Origin of the sequence: Alteromonas gilva (genome assembly GCF_028595265.1) — a bacterium.
Lineage (GTDB): Bacteria > Pseudomonadota > Gammaproteobacteria > Enterobacterales > Alteromonadaceae > Alteromonas > Alteromonas gilva.
The window spans coordinates 36,947-59,731 of sequence record NZ_JAQQXP010000002.1 but is presented as its reverse complement, the minus strand read 5'-3'; the positions used below and the strand labels follow the sequence as shown (position 1 = coordinate 59,731).

Here is a 22,785-nt window from a genome sequence, read left to right as displayed (position 1 = left end):
TATTTGTTTAGTATCTTTTTTATCTATACCAACAATCTAAATTATAAACTTCAAAATCCTGCCCGTTGGTTTAACTTAATAAATGTTACCAAGTTGTAAAATAAATATTCTTTCTATTAACAACCATTAGCGATATTTAGTTTCCCCGGATCGTGGCTTGACAACCGAATACTGTAAGGACCGCTATGAAACACTTAAAACGACTACCACTCACGGTACTTGCCAGTGCCATTGCATGCTCTTTTGCAGGCGCGCAAGAAAATGCTCAATCAGATACCGAACAAACCAAAAAATCAGAGGGTTTTGAGGTTATTCTGGTAGAAGCACAGAGAACCACCCAGAATCTTCAGGAAGTGCCTGTCAGCGTTCAGGTACTGTATGGCAGCGATCTGGATGATCAGAATATCAATGAACTGACTCAACTATCTGCTCTGGCTCCTACCCTTCAGGTTGGCCAGGACAACACCTTTGCAATTCGTGGTATCGGTTCGCAAATTTTTGCCGAGACGATTGATCCCAGTGTCGCACTGGCAATTGACGGTGTCAGTCTGGGGCGAAATGCACTGGCAGGACAGCCATTTAATGACATCGCCTCGATAGAGGTGCTCAACGGACCACAAGGGCTGCTGTTTGGTAAAAATGCCTCCGCCGGTCTGATTAACATCACCACCCAGCGTCCGATACTTGATGAGTTCTCAGGTCATGCTTCACTGGAATACAATCTGCGGGATACCACCCCGACTGACGCAACCGGACAGATAGTTAAAGGCACGCTGAACATGCCGGTGTCAGACCACTCGGCACTGCGGGTAAACGTACTCTATTCAGATCAGGACCCATTGATTGACAACGTTTATCCTAACGATGACGTACGCACCGACCTTGGCCAGGAAAAACGCGGCATTAAAGCCAAGTATTTGTATCTGGACGGCCCGCTAACGGTTTACCTGATGGCGGATTACAACACCAACGATGGTACCGGTGAGCGATACAGCCGCACATTCCGAACCGTCGATCCAAATAGTGAGCTCGTTGACCTGCTTGCTGCAGACAATATCGTAGCCGGTCCTGAAAATATGGTTAATAACTCCGACGGCGCCATGTTCCGTGATGTCGAAACTGGCGGCCTGCAAGGTGAAGTCAGTTACCTGTTTGAAAGTGGCATAGAACTTATTAACATTGCTGCGTGGCGCTATTTTGATAGCGACACAAATTTACATAACGACTTTTCATCCAAGCGGGATATTGTGGATAACCCGAATACCAATGAATACTCACAGGTATCCAATGAATTACGGTTTATTTTCCCTGAAACCGATTCATACCGCGGTCAGGCCGGTTTATTCTACTTTAATTCTACGTCGGATATGACCAACAGACTCGAGGTACAGGGCCCACCGCCATTTGTTGCCGTTGGGTTTCCATATTGTGTAGGCGCAGAAATTTCTGGTCCACCACCGGGCTGCCCATACAGCAACGACGTTTTTTTAGGTAACGACTCCATTACCGAATTAGAGCAAACCAGCTATGCGGCATTCGGCCAGTTTGACTTCTTCCTGACCGATAAACTCACCGCCACAGCCGGGGCAAGGGTTACCCAGGACGAAATTTCTACTGACGTGCTGCAAATGCAAAGAGATTACTTTATCGGCATTGGCGGACCACGTGGCCGGTTTGTCGAATCCGTAGATAATACGAATATCAGCTGGAAACTGGGTATGCAGTATCAATCCAGCAGTGAGCTGATGCTCTATGCGTCGGTTGGTCAGGGCTATAAAGCCCCGGGTTTCAATACTGATAATCAGGGTAATGAGAATATTCCGTTTGCGGTTGAAGATGAAATTTCAACAACGGTAGAGGCGGGCTTTAAAAGTACCCTACTTGATAACAAACTGATATTTAACGTTTCACTGTTTAATACTAAATTTGATAATTATCAGGCGCAGTCGTTTAACCTGGAGGCGCAGGCCTTTATTATCCAAAACGCAGCCACCGTTACTTCACGTGGTGCCGAAATTTCAGCCCGCGCTTTGGTATCCGACAACCTGACGCTTTTTTGGGATGCATCAGTACTCGACTCGACCTTTGACGAATTTGATGCGGCATCCTGTACTCCGGACTCTGTTGAATGTGGTCCTGACGATGCGTTCTTTAATGCAGCGGGCTACTCAACGCCGCTGGCAGCAGATTTTACCTCAAACCTGCAGGCAAAATATGAACGCGAACTGACTGCGGATATTTATGGCTTCGTTAACGCAGGCTTATACTACCGTTCTGAGATTAGCTACGGTATCGGTTCTCCGGAAACGGAGCTGGACGCCATCAGCACCTTTAATATCAGTGCAGGTATTGAAACCATGAATGGCCTACAGGTATCTGTATTTTGTAATAACTGTACCGATGAGAAGTATCCCTTCTCTATTGCCTTCGATCCAGGTGAAAACAATGACGGCTTAATATCTACTCAGCAGTCATGGGGACTGAATTCTGTTCGCTCAATTGGTATTTCTGTGTCACAAAGCTTCTAACGGTTTAACAACCACCACTGACACCGTCAAAGCATCCGCATCGTAATAGGCGGATGCTTTTTTGTATCGGCCCAATCATCATCCACAGCTCAGTGAAACTATCGGACCTCAACATCAGGTACAGTGGCGCTATGGTGCATATGTTAAGGTCCAGGCTTGCGGTGTAGATTGAGGTTATGCCAAGCATTCAGCGGACGGGCCGCACGCCTTATACTCGTCTACAGTGCAGTAATGGCATCGATTGAACTCACACTTTAAAGGAGTAACAGGGCCAAAACGTGCGCGGGAATCCCCCCAGGGGATTGCCATCGGATACTCATGTATCGCGGTGAACGAACCACACAACAGAAAATACGCGCCGGGGAAGGCAAAATACAGGCATAAAAAAACAGGAGCGACCTAAGTCTGGTCACCCCTGCCAAGAAACAAGCTAGCCTGAAGCTACAACAATTTGTGCAAGAAGGCGTTAAATTGGCTGCCCCAGTGCGATACTACTCTCTCGCATAATGCCCATATGCTCTTGTTTATCGCCACCGGAAATTTCAATCTGCGCCAAGCGCCCGGAGTTTTCAACCACCATACGACAACGCTCAAAACGGCGGGCCTGGAAGGCTTCCAGGGCGTCTTTCAGCGAGGTGTGTTTGGCTAACTCATCAGCAATAACAATCGCATCTTCAATGCCGATGCAGGCACCAGAAGCAAGATGCGGAGTGGTAGCATGTACAGTATCTCCGATTAGCAGTACGCGGTTCTTGTACCACGGTTCCCGCATCAGCATGCCTTCAAGCGGTCGGTAATGGATCAGCGAGTTTTCATTTAGCATGCCCGCAAGCTTTTGCACCATTGGCGCGGCAAAATCAGCCAGCAGCGCTTTTAGCCGGTCAGTAAAAGTGGCTGGGTCAAGAAATTCGTTCGTTTCACGGTTCTCCGTCACAAACATATACATCTCGTCTGCAGACATGGGATTAACACCCACCTTAATATGTGGGCCTACCCACATGGTGATGTTTTCAATTTCAGGCAGTTTAGGTAATACCGCACGCCATACGCCCTGCCCGATATAAGCCGGACCAGCCGCATCAGGAAACACCGTTTTACGGACTGAGGAAAATAACCCGTCGGCGCCAATAACCAAATCATAAGTGTCTGACGTGCCATCGGTAAATGTTACTTCAACACTGTCACCCTGGTCGTTGATATTTTCATAGGTAATACCCAAACGCACATTAACGTCACACTCACGGGTTTTAGCGGCGAGAATTTTTGCCAGAACAGGCCGCATAATTGCTCCTTCGCACGGCTCATCATTGCCCGGAACTTTCGATGCGGGAATAAAAGCCAGGTGCTGCCCGGTGGGCGCATGTACATCCAAGCCTTTATGTGTGGCTCCGTGAGCTAAAAACTCTTCAAAGATCCCAAGCTGTTTGAAAGCACGAATGGTCGCACCACCGATACTGATACCGGCACCATCGGTGCGCCAGTTTTTATCTATCTCAACCAGATCAACGGCAATTCCTTTTTTGCTCAACTCAATAGCTGCTGACATACCGGAAAAGCCGCCGCCAATAATTAAGACCTTTTCAACACATGCACTCATCTTTTATTCTCCCCGGCTTCGCTTTCAGTAAGCCAAACCGTGTTGTTTTTGATTGTTACCGGCACCGCTGCAAGGAACTGTCCTCGACAAGGGCCGCTCACACAGAGACCATCTTCTATCGTGAACAATGCCCCGTGAGCAGCGCACACAATGTGCTTTTCAGCATGATCCAGATAGGCATTCTTCTTCCAGGGCAGTGTCGTGTCGCCATAATGGGGACAAATATCGGTGTAGGCATATACCTTGCCATCCTTGAGCACCGCAAACACTGTGTCCTGTCCATCATCAAAGGGATCAAAGCCAAGTGGTCCTCGCGCAAGTTCGCTCAGCTCACATAACCTGATCCCGTCTGACATTAAGGTGCTTCCGGTGGTTTCCCACCAGCGCCCGGAGGCGGTGGCCCCATAGGCGCCCATTTCTCGCGGTACTGCAACAAAAATACCTGCGAATTATCGGCTCCCGGCAAGGCTTCACGCGCTGACCAGTTGTCATCATGCAAGTCCATATCCGCATCAAACTCCATATTGCAGCCAAACGGACTTTTGAAATACCAGAACCAGTTAGACCCGAATATGTGACGACCCGGCCCCCAAAAGCTCTGATACCCTTTATTCACCATGTTGGTACCTGCCGTCATCACGTCTGTCGGCCCGCCCATATGGAAGGTAAAGTGTTCAATACCCTGCATATGCGGTGGCGTTTGAATAAAAAACAAAGTGTGATGATCGGTGGTGCCGGCCGGGCGCATAAATGGCCCTACATGGGTGAAGCGATCCGTGGTCACAAATCCCAGGCGGTCACGGTAAAAAGCCTCAGCTTTAGGAAAGTCCGGTACAAAATATACAACATGAGATAATGTACGCGGAATACCTACCGACTCTTTACTCAACGCGATCTGGTTAACGTCTCGTTGTGGCGCAGCACCCGGCGCATTAATGGTTTCTGCCTCTAAATCCAGCTCTTTACGTTGAGTCACCATAAAACCCAACACAAAACCTAAATCATCTACCGCTTCGATACTGCCATCAGACAACGTTTTAACGTCGCGGTCTTTAGTAAGTTCAGCCGCTATGGCGTCGAGATCTGCCTGCGTCTTAACGCCATAAATGGTTTTACGAATCGCACTACCGGTGGACAGTGGTGCTGGCAAAGAATCGTTATCTTTGCTGTAGATTTCGATGCCCGTACCATCCAATGCAACATAGCGGTTTTCGCCCGCAGCACTCAGGCCGTAATCCAGCGCAAACTGCTCACAGGCACCCACATCGTCAACGCCAAAAATCAGTAACTCAGGGCCAATAATATTCATCTTGTTATCCTTTTAAGCGGTCGTCGCTTTAAACGTTTCGGCGACCCAATCAGCAATGTAGTTACCTGCATTGGCACTGTTATCAAAGCTGGAATGCTGAACCCCGCCCTCGCGGTCGGTAAAGATTTTTAATTCACGTTTGGGGCTGTTAACCAGTTGCTCATAGGTGCGATACGCCCATTTGATAGGGATTTGTGAATCTTTCTCACCGTGGGTAACCAGAAAAGGCACTTTGATCTTCTCGATCTGACCATCAAGATGCACGTTTTCAGCAATTTCCATAAACTCATCGATGTCTTTCGCCCCCCACGCCCAGCACACATGTTGCCAGTAGTGCGGTACCGGAAAGTCGCCTTCTTTTTCCAGCCGACGTTTTTGCACATCGCGCCAGTCATGGTTGGCGCCCCAACACACACCTAACGCTAAACGTGGTTCGTTGGCTACCGCACGAGGACAGTGATACCCACCCAGGGAAACCCCTTCCATACCAATACGCTGACTATCAATGTCACTTCGCTGCTCCAGGTAGTCCACCACTTTGGATGCCCAGTACTCCGCATCGAATCGAGCCGGAATTTCGTGCAGGCGCAGGGCCTCACCGGTACCAGGCTGATCCACAATTAACGAAGACACGCCGCGTTTTGCCAGCCAGTGAGGCAAACCCACGCGGTATTTCATTTCTTTGGTTGAATCCAGGCCATTCACCTGGATCAGAACCGGCGCCGGGCCTTCAACGCCTTCAGCACGTACATAAAGAGCTGATAGTTGCTTTCCGTCATAAGGGATTTCAACGCGCTCACAATTCTCTTTACCCAGCGTGATGCTCTTTTGAAACAACGCTAACGCGCGCTGATAGAGTTCTAAACGACCCGGCGCTTTATGACCCTGCAAGCGCTCGCAGGTAATAAGGTAAGTTGCCGCGCGATTGTATTTATCGCCGGCAGAAATCATGCGGCCCCGGCTCTCGTCTTCCTCGGCCAGCAGACACAATTTGTCGGCCATTTTTGCCCAGGTGTCACGGAATGCTTCGGTGCCTTCCTTGTCTTTTTGCTTTGCAGCTTCCTGCAAAGGTCCGCACATTTCCTCGATTTCGCCAATCCGCGCACCCATTTCAATGGCCAGATTGACTGACAGGTTCCACACATAGTTGGTGGGAAAATACTTAAACATGTTAACTCCTAATTTGAGCAGGACCTCTTAACGGGTTTACCTGCCATTTTTAGTGGGTACAAAGGCGACCGCCCGCACAAAGCCGGCAGAGGCATGTTTGATTTTGTAAGGGAAACAGGACACTAAAAACCCGGTAGATGGAATAGCTTCGAGGTTGGACAGCTTTTCCATCTGGCCATAACCAATGTCACGACCCGCTTTATGCCCTTCCCAGATAATGCTCGGGTCCTTGTCCTTTAAGAAACGTTCACGAGTAAATTTAAACGGGGCGTCCCAGCTCCATGCATCTGTGCCAACGATTTTCACGCCCCGCTCAAGTAAATACATGGTAGCTTCGCGCCCCATACCTACACCCGCTTCTAAATAGCCCGGCTGCCCGAACAGCTCGCCGGCTCGGGTATTAACCACCACAATATCCAGCGGTTGCAGGGTATGTCCGATTCGCTCAAGCTCGGCTTCAACGTCGGCGCCGCTCACCACGTAGCCATCAGGCAGATGACGAAAATCAAGCTTCACACCAGCTTGAAAGCACCATTCTAACGGCATTTCATCAATCCCATAGGCAGGCTTGCCACCGTCTGTGGTCGACGCATAGTGCCAGGGCGCGTCCATGTGGGTGCCGCTGTGAGTGGTAATTTGCAGCCGTTCCGCTGCCCAGCTTTCTTCACCGGGTAGCTGATCAATGGTTAATCCTGGAAACATCGCCTGCATTTCAGGAAAGCCTTCCTGATGATCCATGTAGTCTATTTTTGGCAACAAAGGAGGAGGATCGGTATATTCGTTGTTGTCGAGCGTGACCGATAAATCGATCATCTGATATTCAGCAGGGTTAAACATTACTGCCCCTCCAGTTTAACGGTTTGTCGAATGGCACCAAAAACGCTGTTACCTGCGTTATCTAATACCTGCATAGACACGGTTTCTCCCGCGCCTAAAAACGCCGATTGTGGCGCCCCGTGCTCAATCATTTCTTTAGCGCGCAACTCCGCTATGCAGGCCTGACCAACGTCAGGGTTTGCATTTGATACCGTGCCTGACCCCACAACAGTGCCAGGATGTAATGAGCGGGTTTTGGTTACGTGCGCAATGACATCCTGAAAACCAAAGTGCATTTCTGCACCACTAGGCGAACCAAACCACTGCCCGCTGCGGTCAATCTGCACGGGTAACTGTACCCGGCCGTTGTGCCAGGCATCGCCTAATTCATCCGGCGTTACCGCAATGGGTGCAAACGCAGTAGCCCCTTTCGCCTGCACAAAGCCAAAACCGGTTTTCATCTCGCGCGGCGCCAAAGCCCGGTAACTAATATCGTTTAACAACACCACCAGCCGAATAGCGTCAAAAGCCATGGCCACCGATGCGCCCATTGGCACATGATCGAGGATCACAGCAAACTCGCCTTCAAAATCAGCGCCGACCGACTCGTCAGGCATTATCAGCGGATCGTTAGGGCCGCTAAAATTGTCACCCGCCCCCTGATAAACCAGCGGTAATTTATCCATGCCTTCGATGGGATCGAGATGAAAAGCCTGCTGCATTAAATGACCGTGATTAAGAAAACAAGAGCCATCCAGCCATTGCCAACTGCGCGGCAGTGGCGCCGTTAACTCAAAAGCGGACAACGGCTTAGCGGAGTCGAGCAAACCTTCGTTTAACGCCTCATAGCGGGCTTTCAGCAATGACTCGATTTCTGCCCAGCGATTTAACGCTTCCTGCAGCGTTGATGCAATATCAGCTACTGCCGTGGCCTGAGACAAGTCCCGGGACACAAGTAGCAACCGGCCATCAGCCGTTGATGATTTTTCTGAGGCAAATTTCATTATTTTTCCTAACCCACATAAACAGCTTTTGTTCTGTGCTGGCAAAAACTGTTAACAAATTTTCTACATTTGCAGTGTAGAAGCTTCTTGATGAAACAAAAAATTAAATGTATTGATAAAATGTATCTATAATATAGATACCTGATTAGCACTTACGGAGGGGAAACATGCGTTTTGAGCAACTGGATTTGAATTTACTGGTCGCATTGGATGTGTTGCTGGAAGAGCAAAATATCTCCCGCACAGCAGAGAAACTCTACCTTTCACAATCTGCCACAAGTAGTATTTTGGCTCGACTTCGGGATTATTTCAAAGATGATCTGTTAGTTCAGATAGGACGCAAGATGCAGCCGACACCTTATGCACTTGAGTTACAGTCACCGATTAAAGAAATGTTAAATATAGTCCGCGGCTCTATCACCAATCGCCGTCAGATGGATTTAAAAAATTACAGTCGTCACTTTCGAATAATCGTTTCCGACTACATTCTGCAGGTGTTTTTGTCTGATGTATTAAAAACCGCATCCAAAGAAGCGCCAAATTTGAGTTTTGAGTTTTTGACGCCGTTCACTATTGAGTCTGATGCATTAGCCAGAAGCAGCGTAGATTTGATCATTGCGCCGGAGCAGCTTATGTTTGACGGCTACTCTACGGCGTTTTTTACGCGCGACGAACTAGTTTGCATCGCTGATAAAAACAACAGCTTGATCACTGAAGGACTTACACCAGAAACATTTTGTGAGTGTGGCCATATCTCTGTGGGGTTTGGCCGTGTCAGTCTGCTAAGTATTGAAAAGTGGTTGGTAGAAGTTAAAGACTTAAAGCGACGTATCGAAGTGATCACTAACGACTTTACCACTCTTTCCCGAATGATTGGGGGGACTGACCGTTTGGCAGTAGTGCCCAGAAAATTCGCTGAACTCAGTGAGGCTGTAGCACCGCTGCAGATTCATCCGCTGCCTTTTGATGCTCCGTCATTCACTGAGCATCTTATGTGGCACCCCACACTAGACAGTGACCCTGTTCATCAGTGGCTGCGTGAAAAAATCTTAGAAAAAGGGGATGCCCTGTCGAAATAACCGATTGTTTTTTAGCAAAAATTAAACATTACATTGCATTACTCAGTCTGGAGCGGTCAGGACCTTTTGACGTTGCCGCTTTACCAAACCTGCCCCTCCCATGTGTGAGTGGATGAGCGTTTTGTTCGATACAGATTATGGTTTATTGATTAGAACCGCTCTGACCATCAAACAGCTTGATTAGTTGACCTGTTCACAAAAATCTCTGATATTGGATGTATCGCTTACAAATAGATTCAGAAGTACAAATATGAAAGTAGAAGCCATAAAAGTGAGAAGGTTGTATTTAGAAGTGGCCAACCAAATTGAAAGTTTGATTATGGACGGCAAAGTAAAACCAGGAGAAAGATTGCCGTCGGAAAGAGAACTCGCGACCCAATTTGAAGTGAGCAGACCCAGCATTAGAGAAGCGATGATAGCTTTGGAGATTGCAGGCCTGGTTGAAATTCGGACGGGATCAGGTATCTACGTGCTTCCTAATATTAAAGCGGGACATTCAATAGCCATTGATGATGACCCCGGCCCATTCGAAATACTCGAGGCGCGTTTAATAATAGAAGGTGAGGCTGCTTCTCTGGCCGCAGCCCGGATTTCCGATGAGCAATTGAAGGAGCTGGAAACCGCCATAAAAATTATGGGTGATCCTGAAACATCAGAAGCCGACAAGGAAAAAGCAGACCAACTCTTTCATTGCACGATTGCTGATGCCACAAACAACAGCGCACTCAATGCTACTGTCAAATGGCTTTGGGAATTACGAAACCGTTCACCAATAAGTACCACCTTCCATCAAAAGGTCCGGGATTTAGGGGTTCATCCCTATGTTGATGAACATATTCGCATCTATAAAGCCCTAAAAATGCGAGATCCCAAACGCGCTCTACTTGCTATGCAGTCACATATATCTAAAGCGATTGATGATGATATGGAAGTCTTGAAAGTAGAATAAGAACAGGATTGCACCCTTTTTAAGCAATTTATTCCTTTTAACCAATCCCGTTGACATAGAATATAAGCTATGCAAATATTTTTGGCCTTACCAATATTGCTTAATTTATGCTCGCATAGCAGGCACTGTCAGAAGGTCAAAAAATGTTCACTAACTGCTCAATATCACCCGAAAGCATCTTAAAGTCCGGCCCCGTAATCCCCGTTTTGGTTGAAAATGATATAAACAATGCGATAGAAATTACCAAAGCGCTGTTAGCAGGTAACGTAAAAGTTATCGAAGTTACTTTACGTACTCCTAATTCTTTAAAGATAATTGAGTCCCTAAGCCATGAGTTTCCCGAAGCCATTGTAGGCGCCGGAACTGTTACCAATATGCGCCAATTTGCCGCGGCTGAAATGGCAGGTGCTAAATTTTGTATCAGTCCTGGCTCGTCAAATGAGCTGCTAATGGGTGCTATGCAGGGAAACACGCCACTGATACCTGGTGTTAGTACTGTTTCTGAAGCAATGTGCGCTAGAAATATAGGCTACAAAGTACTTAAGTTTTTCCCGGCAGAGGCGGCTGGAGGCCCTAAAGTGCTCTCATCAATCGCCGGGCCTTTTCCTGATTTACTCTTTTGCCCTACAGGCGGTATCAATATTAATAATGCTCCCACGTATCTTAATTTAGCTAACGTATTATGCGTAGGAGGCTCGTGGCTTGTCCCATCAGAAGCTGTTAAAAATCAGGACTGGCAACAGATTACCTCCCTCGCAGCCGAAACTTCTGAACTTTGCGCCTAAGATTGCCGAATCTATCCAATGCAACTTATAAGATTACGACGGCAGGCTAAACATACGACTAATGTAATCATTTTGGCGATTGCACTATGAACAATCAATTTGGCCTTGCCCCTTAACCAGTAAGGCAGATCTACTTTTATAAAGAATGACCATATGAAAGTGTTAAGACCAACGTATTAGTGGAGGCATTAAAAACGGCAAAAGACCGAGCAACAGGAAGAAGTAATAGCCTGGTTTGAATCGATAATGAATAGAGGAATGTGAGTCACTGTTACACCAAACCAAACTATTTATTTTTTGGCTCAACGTTGAGGATGAGTTGAAGTTTAGGGAGGTGAGTTTGTCCGCTACTCCACTAAATATATGGAAAGACAATCCAAAGAATTTAACACTCACCACTCCTCAAGTTGCTGAAAATCCTTAATTCTATCGCGTTGCATGACCATTGCTTCGAACACGTCATCGAAACTACGATTGCTGGTAGGCAGGTTAGGCAACGAAAGATTCGCCTGAATAAAAAACTCGCCGGCGCTTTCCGCCCACGCTTGCTTCCACCATTCCTGAATCATGCCTTTACTGCTGACCATCCTGAATGAACTGGGTAATTTGTCTGACTTAGTGGCGTTCACTTTTGTTTTTGTAGGAAGCAAATTCCACAAATCATTATTCGGCCAGCGTGAGAATGGCATGGCATGATCCACAGCGTAATCGTTTGCTTTAAGGGCTTTGCCTGACCAGCAACAACTCACCGCATCTTGTGTTAGTAGCTGTTCAACTCTGGTCCTAACCCGGGTTGTGGTTCTGCGCGGATCTTCCCACGTTAATGCTTGCAACAAATCGCTTTGGGTTATGTTGCGCGCCGTACCCGTTGTATAACGCTGCATTAACGCTGCCCACTCATTTACCAGCGACGGTTCTATCCAAAAGCTAAAGCGGGTCAGCGAATCCCAGATAGCGGTTGGCACGTAAAACCTACCGAAAGAAGTTAAAAAGTCAGCATCTATAACAACACTACCCGCAGGCTTTGTGGTTCGTTGCATTTCAGCATGAAAGACCCCCCTGGTCGTGCCCGGCAGGGTGGTATAACGTACCGGCATATCCTTTATGGTAGAGGCCGCATCTTTCAATGTTCGGTAAACCGCGTCGGCAATTTCCGGACGCATATACATAGCGCCGATGTAAAAATCGTTAGCCGAGAAAGAGCTAAGCTGGTTCCAGCCAGTCTCTTTCACAAAGCCAAGCCCTCTGTTGGTATTACTGCTTTGCGGAATTTTAAAATGATCAACGAGGGGCTTAAACAATTTAACCCAGTACAGCGCCACCAGCCCTAGTGGTAACACCACGTGCTCGCTGGTTTGCTCGACCACCGCGCCAGGATGCCCCTCGGCAATTCTCAGTAACGTGCGCAGTAAAGCGACTTTGTATGTAGAGGATTTGCTGTCGTTAACGATGATATTGCGCAGCAGCGGAAACGCCCCCGAACCATCGTCCGGCAGAGTCAGCGTTACGGTTTGCCAGTAAACATCTTGCCGCCCCAATTGGTCGGTATTTTTCTGCTCGCTGAGTAACTTAAAGGAAAGGCCGAATTTTCGGGCGTAGTCGGCAAGTTCATCGGCGGATACCGGGTACATGGTGCGCTCGTCGTCGCACGCCCCGTGCCGCAAAGAAATCACAATTTTGCCGTTGGCTTTTAGCAGCGCGCTAAGTTTGCGAATGCAACGTTCTCTTTGAGAGGGTGCAATATGCATCCACACCGCACTCAGCAGGATGAGATCGAATTTGATCTGTAAAGAGAATACCTGGCTCAGTTCGGGTAATTTATCATTCAGCCAGTGTACTGACTGACTTACCGTAAATTGTTGTGCTTTTTCCCTTATCCCATCCGCCGGTTCCACTGCAACAACACTGAGCCCTTTGGCTGCAAGAAAGCGAGCATCGCGACCCGAACCAGCCCCCACATCCAGTGCAAACCCTTTTTCTGGAATGTCAGAGAGCCACTCCTGATGTACTTTTTCGAAGTCTATGCTGTTGTACTGTTGCGACAACGTTTCTGCATGCTTTGAGTAGTAGTGTATGTTTTCGGACAAGTGACCCCGCTTCCTTGCTGGTTGATTTGGTGTTAAAACAGATAGATTGTTAAGCGAACTCCACAATACGAACAATACATATAAAATGCAAAAGCCAATGAGGCTAACGCGATACGATGTGGTTTACGGGTGGTCGCTTTTATTAATTAAAAAGGAATTTATGCAACAAGTCGGCATTTACGAACAACTTATAACCGAGCTTATCGATAAACGTTTAGACCGCAATAGGTTCTATGTTGGCGAGCGTGAGCTAGATAGCAGTGAAGCATCTATTTGGCTATCTTGTTTCTTATCGCACATTCTTGAATTCGCCATTGAGGCTGTTCCCACTAGCGAAGACCGCTTATCCCAGCAAATAGAACTCGCCAACCGGCTTTTGATTTGGCTTAAAGACCAGATTCAAGAGAGTGACTTCATCGATGACAATTTATTAAACAGTCAGGGAAGAATCCTAACGGCCTTATACGAGTTAGATAATCCTGTATCCGCTGATCTGAAAAAGTACGTAGCAGACATTTTTCCACTTACTGGGCTCACCCAAAGTGAGCTTTTTTGTGGAAGCAATGCCGGCCTTTCTCTCGAATCCGAATTAAAACGCGAGATCTTATCCGCCGATAAAATTTATTGGCTGGTGTCGTTTATCAAGTGGGCAGGGATACGTATTTTCAGAAAAGAGCTTGAGGACTTCACTGCAAGCGGCCGAGAGTTAAAGATCATAACGACTTCCTACATGGGAGCTACTGATGCGAAGGCCGTAGAGTTTTTGGCAAGTTTGCCGAACACCGAAGTTAAACTTAGTTACAACACAGAGCGTGAGCGACTTCATGCCAAGAGTTATCTTTTCCTCAGAGATACAGGCTACAATACGGGCTATATCGGATCTTCCAATCTGTCTCATTCAGCTCTGACTAATGGCCTTGAATGGAACTTAAAAATCACCGCCCAAGAAATACCTCACATTATAGATAAATCATTAAGCACTTTTGAAACATACTGGGCCTCTAATGATTTTGAACTTTTTGACGGCAAACCCACCAGCAGCGAGAAATTGCGAAAAGCGCTGAGTCAACAGCGTGGCGTGCACGAGCCAAACTCGACATATTTTTTTGAAGTAAAGCCCTTTCCTCATCAAAAAGAAATATTAGAACAACTTACTGTGGAGCGTGAGGTACACCAACGCTTGCGAAACCTCGTTGTAGCCGCTACGGGAACAGGAAAAACACTTATATCAGCCTTTGATTTTGCTAATTTCTTAAAAGCAAAGCCTGATGCTAAACTCCTGTTTGTTGCTCACCGTGAAGAAATCTTAATACAAGCCAGAGCGGCTTATCGCGGCGTTCTTCGCAATATGGATTTTGGCGAATTATGGGTAGGTAATAAAACGCCCGCCCATTACCGACAATTGTTCGCATCTGTACAAACGCTTAATAACCGAATCTCTGAATTACAGCTCGACTCCGATTACTACGACTATATCGTTATTGATGAAGTTCATCACGTGGCAGCGATCAGCTATCGCTCTATTCTCGCGCATTTCACGCCAACTATTCTGCTCGGACTCACCGCAACTCCAGAACGGCACGATGGAAGCGATATCTTAGCGGATTTTGGTGGTGTGATAGCAGCAGAAATTCGCTTACCCGAAGCGGTAAATCGTCGTCACCTTTGCCCATTCCAGTATTTCGGTATTGATGATGAAACTGACTTACGAGCCATTCCTTGGCAGCGTGGCCGTTATGACATTGCTAAACTCACTAACGTTTATACAAGTAATCAGTCTCGTTTTAACAAAATTCTCCTGAGCATGCAGGAAATCATTACTGACATCAGCAGTATGAAAGCGTTGGCATTTTGCGTGAGTAAAGAGCATGCAAATTACATGGGGCGACAATTTCTATTAAAAGGAATTAAAGCGGACGTTTTAACTAGCGAAAATAGCCAAGATAGACACCGAAAGCAGCAGGCCATTCGTTCGGGTGAAATCAATGTTCTCTGCGTAGTGGATATATTTAACGAGGGTATCGATATCCCCGAAATAGACACCTTATTATTTTTACGCCCAACAGAAAGCCTTACGATTTTTTTACAGCAACTAGGACGCGGCTTGCGCTTAGCCGATAACAAAGAATGCTGCACGGTTTTAGATTTCGTGGGCAACGCTAGGCCAGAGTATGACTTCGCCAATAAATTTAGGGCGCTTGCCGGCAAGAGTAACCGGGCTATTAGTGATGAAATTAAACAAGGCTTTCCACACGTACCACTGGGTTGTCGTATAGAGTTGACGAAGCAAACTCAAGAGATGATTTTGAATAATATTCGACAGGCGACTCTCACCCAGAGAAGACTCGTGGCAATGATTCGGCAATTTTCTGACCACTCTAGCCTTGCGCTAACACTAACTAATTTCCTTCACATATATCCAGAGCTAGATCTTAATGAATTATATAAGCGAGGCTGTTGGTCTGAATTACTAAGTCATGCTCACCATCACAAAGCACCTAACACGAAAGGCGAAGATACATATAAGTTAGTGAAAAGAGCGATATACACGCGCATTTTGACCTGTGATGATCACGCCTACTTAAGCTTCCTTAAACAACTTTGCCTAAGCAACTTTGCAACAGATGGTTCATCTGGTCGCTACGAATTGATGTGCCACTATGATTTTTGGCTAAAAGCCGGACCAGTATGCGGGTTTGACTCTATCGAACAAAGCTTCAAAGCGCTCAGCCGACTTGGTATCAATACTGAGCTTATGCATGTTTTAGACTGGCAGCTAAACCAGACCAAACACCAGCAACCCGCAATGCAAAACCTACAAGATGTCCCGTTGAGACTTCACGCTCGATACAACAGAGACCAAATTCTAATTGGATTCGGTGCCACAACATTTGAACGTCAGCCACCGGCGCGAGAAGGTGTCTTCGTTATTCAAGACAAAAACATTGAGCTCATGTTCGTGACTTTGAACAAAAACGAAAAGCAGTTTTCACCTACTACTATGTATCATGATTATGCAATTAATGACGTTATATTCCATTGGCAATCGCAGAATAGCGCAAGGCCAGAATATGGCCGAGGCAAGGCTTACATAACACATAAGGCAACCGGGAAACGCTTGTTTCTTTTCGTACGAGAGCAAACAAATGACGTGTATAGCCGTACTCTGGGATTCGTAAACTTCGGCGAAGTAGACTATGTCTCGCACGAAGGATCTCAGCCTATGAATATTAACTGGAAACTAAGAACACCCATGCCAAGCTTTATGTGGCAAGCAGCAGCTAAATTGGCGGTTGGTTGAGGTCGGAATAAATTGGCGCACACAATAGTGGACTTTGCCTAATGAGCTCTTAACCTGGTTACTCCATAGTGAATAAAGGTATACACGGAGATGAGTTGCTAAGCCTCACATAGGCTGAATTTAATTTTAGCCGTGCAAGTTTAACCTCCGCTGTGGAGCAAACGATAATCGTTAAAATCCGCTATATTCCTCTTAACAGAAACGCAACGTCGAGTTTCCTAGATAATGCAAAATAAAAGAGTTTCGCTAAGTAGATTCAACCGTTATTTGGTTAGTAAGCTGAATAAGAGTAGCTTAGCTTTTTATAAAGTGCGGAAGATGCTAGGCCATGGTAGACTTAAAATAAGCTCTAGATATATGCACTCTTGGAAAAAGAACGTAAAGCGGCAGAAGTCAATTTGATAACATAGCAGCGAATAACATATGGAAAATGAAATCGTACCTTCACATTTGCAACAATATTTATATCAACTTTGTGCAATGCGAGAGGATAGTTTTACAAAAGATATATTAATACCTTTATTCAGCGCTATGGGCTATACAAGGGTCGATTTTAATGGTGGCCCCTATGAGAAAGGAAAAGATTTAATCGCTACGAGACAAATACCTCCTCGTAATAAGCCACACGTCTGCTACGTTCAAGCTAAAAAAATAGGAAACAAGCAAAACGCAAAAACTTGGGAGAAGTTCTCACAAATTCTCTTTCAATTAAGAAATTGTATAAGTGACCCTATAAAAGACATTCACGGTAATGAATATTATAGTGATGAAGTTTACTTCATCTGTCCTGAACAAGCTTCTACAAGATTTTTGGATAATGTACAAAGTCAGTTAGGTAAAGATAAGGATAAAATTTCATTTTTAGATGGAATTGAGATTTTGAACCTAATAGAGCGTTTCAAGCCGGATCTTTTATCTATACTTTCAAGTTTCGAATCGAAAATAACATCAAACTCGAACGTCGAACTCGTAAATAAAGAATTACTAAACGCTCTTAAAATAAAAGAAGATAAAACTTTAGACAGCTTTTATAGCGATTTAAGTTTTTTCGTTGGCTCTATAGAGAGCAACCACCTTCTGCTTTCTGACTTCCGCTTAAAAAAAGAACGATTGAAGATAGACCAGGCTGAATGGCAAGGTTTCGTTAATGAAAGAGACAGCATTTTAAAATTATCAGGCTTGGATATATTTGAGGTAGACCCTAGCGAAATTTCAGAAAATTACGCCAAAGAACTGATTAAGTACAATGATAAAGAAAATCAGGATAAGATAAAAGAGTTACGGCTATTACAGGAAAAAAAGAGCGATGAGATCGCACTAATATCTAACCTAAAGCTAAGAATTAACGAACAGAAGAACAAGTTATTAGATAATAATTTGATAAGTGAAGAAGAAGCTGAGGCTATTGATGAGACCGTGGAGAATTCTGAATTTTATTCAACTAAAGTCAATTTTAATAGCTCTATAGATAAGAGCTTAAAAAGGTTGTTCGAGAGTGAAATAAAACTCTCAGAACATGAAATAAATATAGAAAAAATAGAAATAATCCCTCCTCCTACTTTAAACATCCCTTTTTCACAAACAACTATTGATAAATACATTGCGAATGCTAAGAGTAATTATTTAGAAAATGTAAAATTAATCAACGATAGAAAACTTAGTCAAAATAGATTAAGAGACTTCCTAAATGAAGTTAGAAAAAACTTAAAGACTTTAAGTATCTTAACTGATAAAGAAAGTCATATATCAAAAAATATTGAGTTGCGTACATCAGAAGGAGAGCTGGATAGAATCTCCGTTTCACCTCACGATATCTTCAGCACCGGTTTTGATGTAGCGGTTTACGGTGGAGCCGGAGTAGGAAAAACAACAACCTTGCAGGTATATGCAACTGATTTAGAAAGACATAATAATGACTTAGTTCTCTATATTCCTTTAAACAAACTTGCAACAAAAATTACCTCTGAATTTGGTAACAAATATGATAAAAAGAAACCGACGAAAGATTTATTATTTAAGTTAATTTTATTAAGATCATCACAAGCGCTATCTGATGAAAATATTTCTGAATGTCGGAATCTAATTTCAAGAAGTTCTTGCACGTTAATTCTAGACGGTCTGGATGAAATCTATAACATTATACCTCAAATCGTTCATGCTATAAATGATTTTAAGATTGAGTGTAGTAAAGTGCAGATTATAATATCTAGTAGAGATTGCGTTAAGTATCTCAAAGATATTCGCTTCCTAGGTATTACTCTACTTCCGTTTACAAAAGAACAACTAATAAACTTTGTATATGGTTGGTGTTCAGATAAAAAAATATCTAGCACCTTGGTGCAAGAAATAGAAAGAAAGAATCTTTATAACTATATTAAGACACCATTGTTAGCCACCATAACCTGTTCATTAGCAGAAAGAGGTGTTGTTGTACCTTCAAATGAAAATCAAATTTATCTTCAAAGAATCAATTTACTAAGTGGCAGATATGATGAATTTAAAGATATACAAAGACAAAGCTTAGATTCCGAAGAGTTAAAAAATATAGCGAGAAAATGTGCATTCAAAATGCACACATTAAATACAAGAACTATATCTAAAAGTAATTTATGTCGCCTAATTGCGAAGGAATTCAACGGTCGATATTCGAGGTCTCTAGTGTATACGGCAATAAACGAATTAATTGACCCATGCAATATTCTTATCTTTGATAAGCTTACCAATACGTTAAGCTTCGGACATTTTAGATTTCAAGAACATTTAGCAGCACAGGAGCTACAATTAAATAGAGGAATAAGCCTTACAAACTATCTCACCAGTGAATGGTGGCGAGGTACTTTAGCTCTTTACGCGCAAGAAAATGATTTTTCAGATCTCTTTGAAGATGCATATAGAGAAAATTTAGATTACTCATCTATTTCTCTTACGCTAGAGTTAATGATGCAAAATGCGCCTAGCCATCGCAAACGCGCTATCAAAGAGCTTAGTGAACAATACGCTAACACAAAGTATCTTGACGACGTTACCTCGTATTACGAAGAAAAAGATATATACGATGATTATTATTAATAAGCGTACTAATCATTTACTATAAGTAACTAAGTAGTGGCAATTAGTACCTCTGTCTAAAATACTACTAAAAGTTTCAGCATCGTGACGTTCATATAGTCCCAATTTGAATGTCGCACTATTTGAGTAAAAGATATCAAGATGATTAAGTGGGTGATTGTATTCACATAATCGCGCAGGGTCGGGATCGTGATCATATCTTATATAACCTGTTTCAAAAAAAATCACTTCTTTAATAACGTTCCAAGTTTCAGGCAAAATATCCGGTTCAGTCAAACTATCTACAAGAACCTCTAGGCTAAAATCATTTTTCACACTATGAAGAACGCTTAAACAATCTGAAACAAGTTCTAAGTTTATAGGCAGGCCAGTTATCCCTGAATAGAAGGTTATCCTATTACCTTTTTCTTCTACCCTAAAAGGAAAACTTATGGAGAAAAGCTTGTCTTCCAAAGAGAAAAAGAACCTTTTTATTTGGCTAACTTCAATTCTTAGAAAAGAATTAACTCGGTCTTTATCTATATTGGCATCATCTGCAACGTACACAAAATTTAATACTTCAAATATCAGCTTACAACATGACAAATGATCTCTAACCGGATTAAAAAATCTATCACTAAGCCAATTAGGTATTGGATAATTGATATTTAACTTCATTCTTAGCCTTCGTGAAGTAAATTATTCTGAATAGTAATAAACTCTCTAACTTCAGCTTCAGTCATTCTTTTCCCAATCATTTTTTGCCTTGTCATCACCATTTCCTTGATGTGTGGGCGCACGATAGGGAGAATGTTCAGTTCTTCGAAAACTGCAACTATTATATCGTTGAGTGATTGGTTTCTCCCTGAGTGTTCAATTGTAGTTTTAATCTTATCTAATTCTTCACCAACAGGAGCTTCTGTGACAATACAACCATATTCATTTATATGGTTGATGCCCGCTTCAAGTTTCGAAATAAGCTTTCCGTCAACATGATCTCCTAAGATGAGAAACGATTTAAGGAATGACCGAGTAAGAAGCATATAAAGTGCATTGCGCTCATGTAGTTGATTTGGAATATCACTAGCGATACATAGCATAAAAGGAAACTCTAAACCTTTGACATTGAACTTATTGCTCACGAATAATTGCCCTTCAATATTCTGGCGCGTCTCAAAAGCTAAATTGATATCCCAGCCATATTTTTCTTTTACTTTGAACTCGAGTAGCGAAGCAAAACGCTTAGCAGCAGCTTTAGTTCCTAGATAAACGATACCAAAATCATCGACAGAAGCAGTCGGATGAGATCCTAAGATGCTCTCAATACAAGTGAATGACTTTTGTACAAGGTTGGTGTCAGGAGCGTCTTTTCTAGTGACCAATTCGATACTTGTAAGGTCTTCACTATCTAAATCTTCAAAGCGTCTAAGAGGCTCTCTAGTTAACTTATACTCATTCCCATTTTTTTCGATATGGTACCCACAAGCGGCCCATTCATCGTCTTTCAACCATCTCAGTTTCGTGTCTTCAAATAGACCCATACCAATTGCATGAGCGAACATTAATGTACGTGGATCAGTACGATAACACTTGCTTAAAAGGTAGTCAGGAGTGACTTTATCAAGGATATTTTCGTCGAAAATACTTTGAAAAATATCACCTGCTATATAAACGGTATTTTTTGTAACAATTTTAGCCAGTTCGATAAATTCATCGGGGAGATCTTGACTCTCATCTATGAGCATATAATCAAACGCATAGCCAAGTTTATCCATATCTTCATTTTTTAATTTTGCAACCGCAGCAGAACATACAGAAGAGAAACTAGGGCCATACGTTTGGAAAGGTATTCCATACTTTCCACAAATATAGCGGTAGGCACCAGAATTCGCATCATAAGTAGAGCCCCACGCATTCACGCACCATAAGCGTTTATTCCACTCTATCTGTTCTTCCACTTTCATAAAATTGAAAAACTCTGGGATTCTTTTTGCGAGGCTATACGAAAGAATTTTGTTGTGGCAAGTCAACATGACTCTTGAGCTTTTTCTATTTACATATATGTCTCTTAACTTATGAAGCAGTAGCTCTGTTTTTCCTGTCCCAGACAAACCTTGAATTCTAATCTCTGGGCGCTCTTCAAAAGAGTAAATAAACCTAGTCTGGTCACCATCAAACAGTTGAATTTTTTGCTTGATCTTGTCTAAAATATTTTCGGGTGTTTCATCTTTAATCCTAGACACATCGTTGATGCTTCCAGTAACGAGAGAAATCAGTAACTCGCTATTTCTTTGAGTCTTGGGGTCAGCTATCGAGGCTTCGTCAAATAAAGTTCCAACATCAGTATCATCGTTCCATTGAATTTCAGCAACAAGCTCGTCTCTCCATTTACGAACTCTACCGATTATTTTTTTATAGTCGTATTTATCTGAAATTGAACTTAAATCATCGATGAAATCATCACAAAAGTCTTCGAACTGCTCGTCGTCATTTCCCAAATTAACTATCATTATTTTATGCTTAGGAGCCAGTACAATCGCAGCGTCCCTATAATTATAAGTGTATTTATTATCTGTCAGAGGATTTTGCAAAAGATATATCTGAACTTTACTTTCTGCAGAAAATTCCTTAAGTGAATCTCTAAAAGCTCTTTTTAAATCTGTCTCGCAATCGAATTTGTCGAAAAACAAATCATGATTATCTTCTGCCACGATACAACCCTCGTTTAGTTTTTAACTATTTTTCCTGCTAGTAAGCATACAACATGAAGAATTCAGAGGCATCTGTTCGTTGTTACAGGCTGGTTGATTCAGAACAAGAAATAGGAAGGACATGTTGCTACATATTTTAAAACGGAAATTTTTAGAAGAGAGGAATCGGGCCACAGCCCTTTAAAAATGGCGCACCCGATAGGATTCGAACCTATGACCTTTGCCTCCGGAGGGCAACGCTCTATCCAGCTGAGCTACGGGTGCGTTGTTGAAAAACGGATAGGAACCGTTTGAGTGGCGCATTATAGGAGTTCAGCTGCCTAATTTACAGTAAAAAATGAAAATGCGTGCGTTGATGCTTAAAAACACACCACTTTTGGCTTTTGCTTCGCTGTTGGCTT

General features: G+C 43.7%; 15 protein-coding genes and 1 tRNA gene. 6 read left to right on the top strand and 10 right to left on the bottom strand.

What is annotated here, in order from left to right; translation table 11 throughout:
- The first annotated feature begins 185 nt into the window (after window positions 1-185).
- On the top strand, window positions 186-2,528 hold the full coding sequence (locus OIK42_RS14010; RefSeq protein WP_273641649.1) for a TonB-dependent receptor: 2,343 nt from the start codon (window positions 186-188) through the stop codon (window positions 2,526-2,528).
- Between the two features lie 466 nt (window positions 2,529-2,994).
- Here OIK42_RS14010 and OIK42_RS14005 read toward each other — a convergent pair whose 3' ends face one another.
- Genes OIK42_RS14005 through OIK42_RS13980 form a run of 6 tightly spaced genes read right to left on the bottom strand, consistent with a single transcriptional unit; the run spans window position 2,995 to window position 8,424 of the window.
- On the bottom strand, window positions 2,995-4,125 hold the full coding sequence (locus tag OIK42_RS14005; RefSeq protein WP_273641648.1) for an FAD-dependent oxidoreductase: 1,131 nt from the start codon (window positions 4,123-4,125) through the stop codon (window positions 2,995-2,997).
- Entirely contained in the window at window positions 4,122-4,481 is a 360-nt protein-coding gene (locus tag OIK42_RS14000; RefSeq protein WP_273641647.1) for a Rieske (2Fe-2S) protein, read from the bottom strand. Before OIK42_RS14000 ends, OIK42_RS14005 begins: the two co-directional genes overlap by 4 nt.
- Complete coding sequence (locus tag OIK42_RS13995) at window positions 4,481-5,434, bottom strand: VOC family protein (RefSeq protein ID WP_273641646.1); 954 nt, start codon at window positions 5,432-5,434, stop codon at window positions 4,481-4,483. The genes OIK42_RS14000 and OIK42_RS13995 overlap by 1 nt, the downstream gene beginning before the upstream one ends.
- A gap of 12 nt (window positions 5,435-5,446) precedes the next feature.
- Window positions 5,447-6,604 carry an alpha/beta hydrolase family protein gene (locus OIK42_RS13990; protein ID WP_273641645.1) on the bottom strand — a complete coding sequence of 386 codons (1,158 nt, stop codon included), beginning with the start codon at window positions 6,602-6,604 and terminating at the stop codon, window positions 5,447-5,449.
- 36 nt (window positions 6,605-6,640) lie between these two features.
- Entirely contained in the window at window positions 6,641-7,441 is an 801-nt protein-coding gene (locus tag OIK42_RS13985; protein WP_273641644.1) for a cyclase family protein, read from the bottom strand.
- Window positions 7,441-8,424 carry a fumarylacetoacetate hydrolase family protein gene (locus OIK42_RS13980; RefSeq protein ID WP_273641643.1) on the bottom strand — a complete coding sequence of 328 codons (984 nt, stop codon included), beginning with the start codon at window positions 8,422-8,424 and terminating at the stop codon, window positions 7,441-7,443. The genes OIK42_RS13985 and OIK42_RS13980 overlap by 1 nt, the downstream gene beginning before the upstream one ends.
- Before the next feature lie 167 nt (window positions 8,425-8,591).
- Here OIK42_RS13980 and OIK42_RS13975 point away from each other — a divergent pair, with 167 nt between their 5' ends.
- From OIK42_RS13975 to eda, 3 genes are all read left to right on the top strand, one after another.
- The gene (locus OIK42_RS13975) at window positions 8,592-9,503 is read left to right on the top strand and encodes a LysR family transcriptional regulator (protein ID WP_273641642.1); all 912 of its coding nucleotides are present in this window, start codon (window positions 8,592-8,594) and stop codon (window positions 9,501-9,503) included.
- Window positions 9,504-9,753: 250 nt separating this feature from the next.
- Complete coding sequence (locus tag OIK42_RS13970) at window positions 9,754-10,452, top strand: FadR/GntR family transcriptional regulator (protein ID WP_273641641.1); 699 nt, start codon at window positions 9,754-9,756, stop codon at window positions 10,450-10,452.
- Window positions 10,453-10,595: 143 nt separating this feature from the next.
- Window positions 10,596-11,237 (top strand): bifunctional 4-hydroxy-2-oxoglutarate aldolase/2-dehydro-3-deoxy-phosphogluconate aldolase, encoded by a 642-nt coding sequence (gene eda / locus OIK42_RS13965; RefSeq protein WP_273641640.1) that lies wholly within the window; start codon window positions 10,596-10,598, stop codon window positions 11,235-11,237.
- A gap of 392 nt (window positions 11,238-11,629) precedes the next feature.
- On the opposite strand, the gene OIK42_RS13960 is transcribed toward eda, so the two are convergent.
- Entirely contained in the window at window positions 11,630-13,324 is a 1,695-nt protein-coding gene (locus OIK42_RS13960) for a class I SAM-dependent methyltransferase (protein ID WP_273641639.1), read from the bottom strand.
- Window positions 13,325-13,484: 160 nt separating this feature from the next.
- On the opposite strand from OIK42_RS13960, the gene OIK42_RS13955 reads away from it, so the two are divergent.
- On the top strand, window positions 13,485-16,625 hold the full coding sequence (locus OIK42_RS13955) for a DEAD/DEAH box helicase (protein ID WP_273641638.1): 3,141 nt from the start codon (window positions 13,485-13,487) through the stop codon (window positions 16,623-16,625).
- A 423-nt stretch (window positions 16,626-17,048) separates the two neighbouring features.
- Window positions 17,049-19,694, top strand: a complete 2,646-nt coding sequence (locus OIK42_RS13950) for a hypothetical protein (protein WP_273641637.1) — start codon at window positions 17,049-17,051, stop codon at window positions 19,692-19,694.
- Window positions 19,695-19,706: 12 nt separating this feature from the next.
- On the opposite strand, the gene OIK42_RS13945 is transcribed toward OIK42_RS13950, so the two are convergent.
- The 3 genes from OIK42_RS13945 to OIK42_RS13935 all read right to left on the bottom strand — a co-directional run bounded on the left by OIK42_RS13945 (window position 19,707) and on the right by OIK42_RS13935 (window position 22,648).
- Window positions 19,707-20,351, bottom strand: coding sequence for an STM2766 family helicase-associated protein (locus OIK42_RS13945; protein ID WP_273641636.1), 645 nt, complete (start codon window positions 20,349-20,351; stop codon window positions 19,707-19,709).
- 2 nt (window positions 20,352-20,353) lie between these two features.
- A complete protein-coding gene (locus OIK42_RS13940) occupies window positions 20,354-22,384 on the bottom strand; it encodes an STM2767 family DEAD/DEAH box helicase (RefSeq protein WP_273641635.1) in 2,031 nt (676 codons plus the stop codon).
- 187 nt (window positions 22,385-22,571) lie between these two features.
- Window positions 22,572-22,648, bottom strand: a tRNA-Arg gene (locus OIK42_RS13935).
- Window positions 22,649-22,785 lie beyond the last annotated feature (137 nt).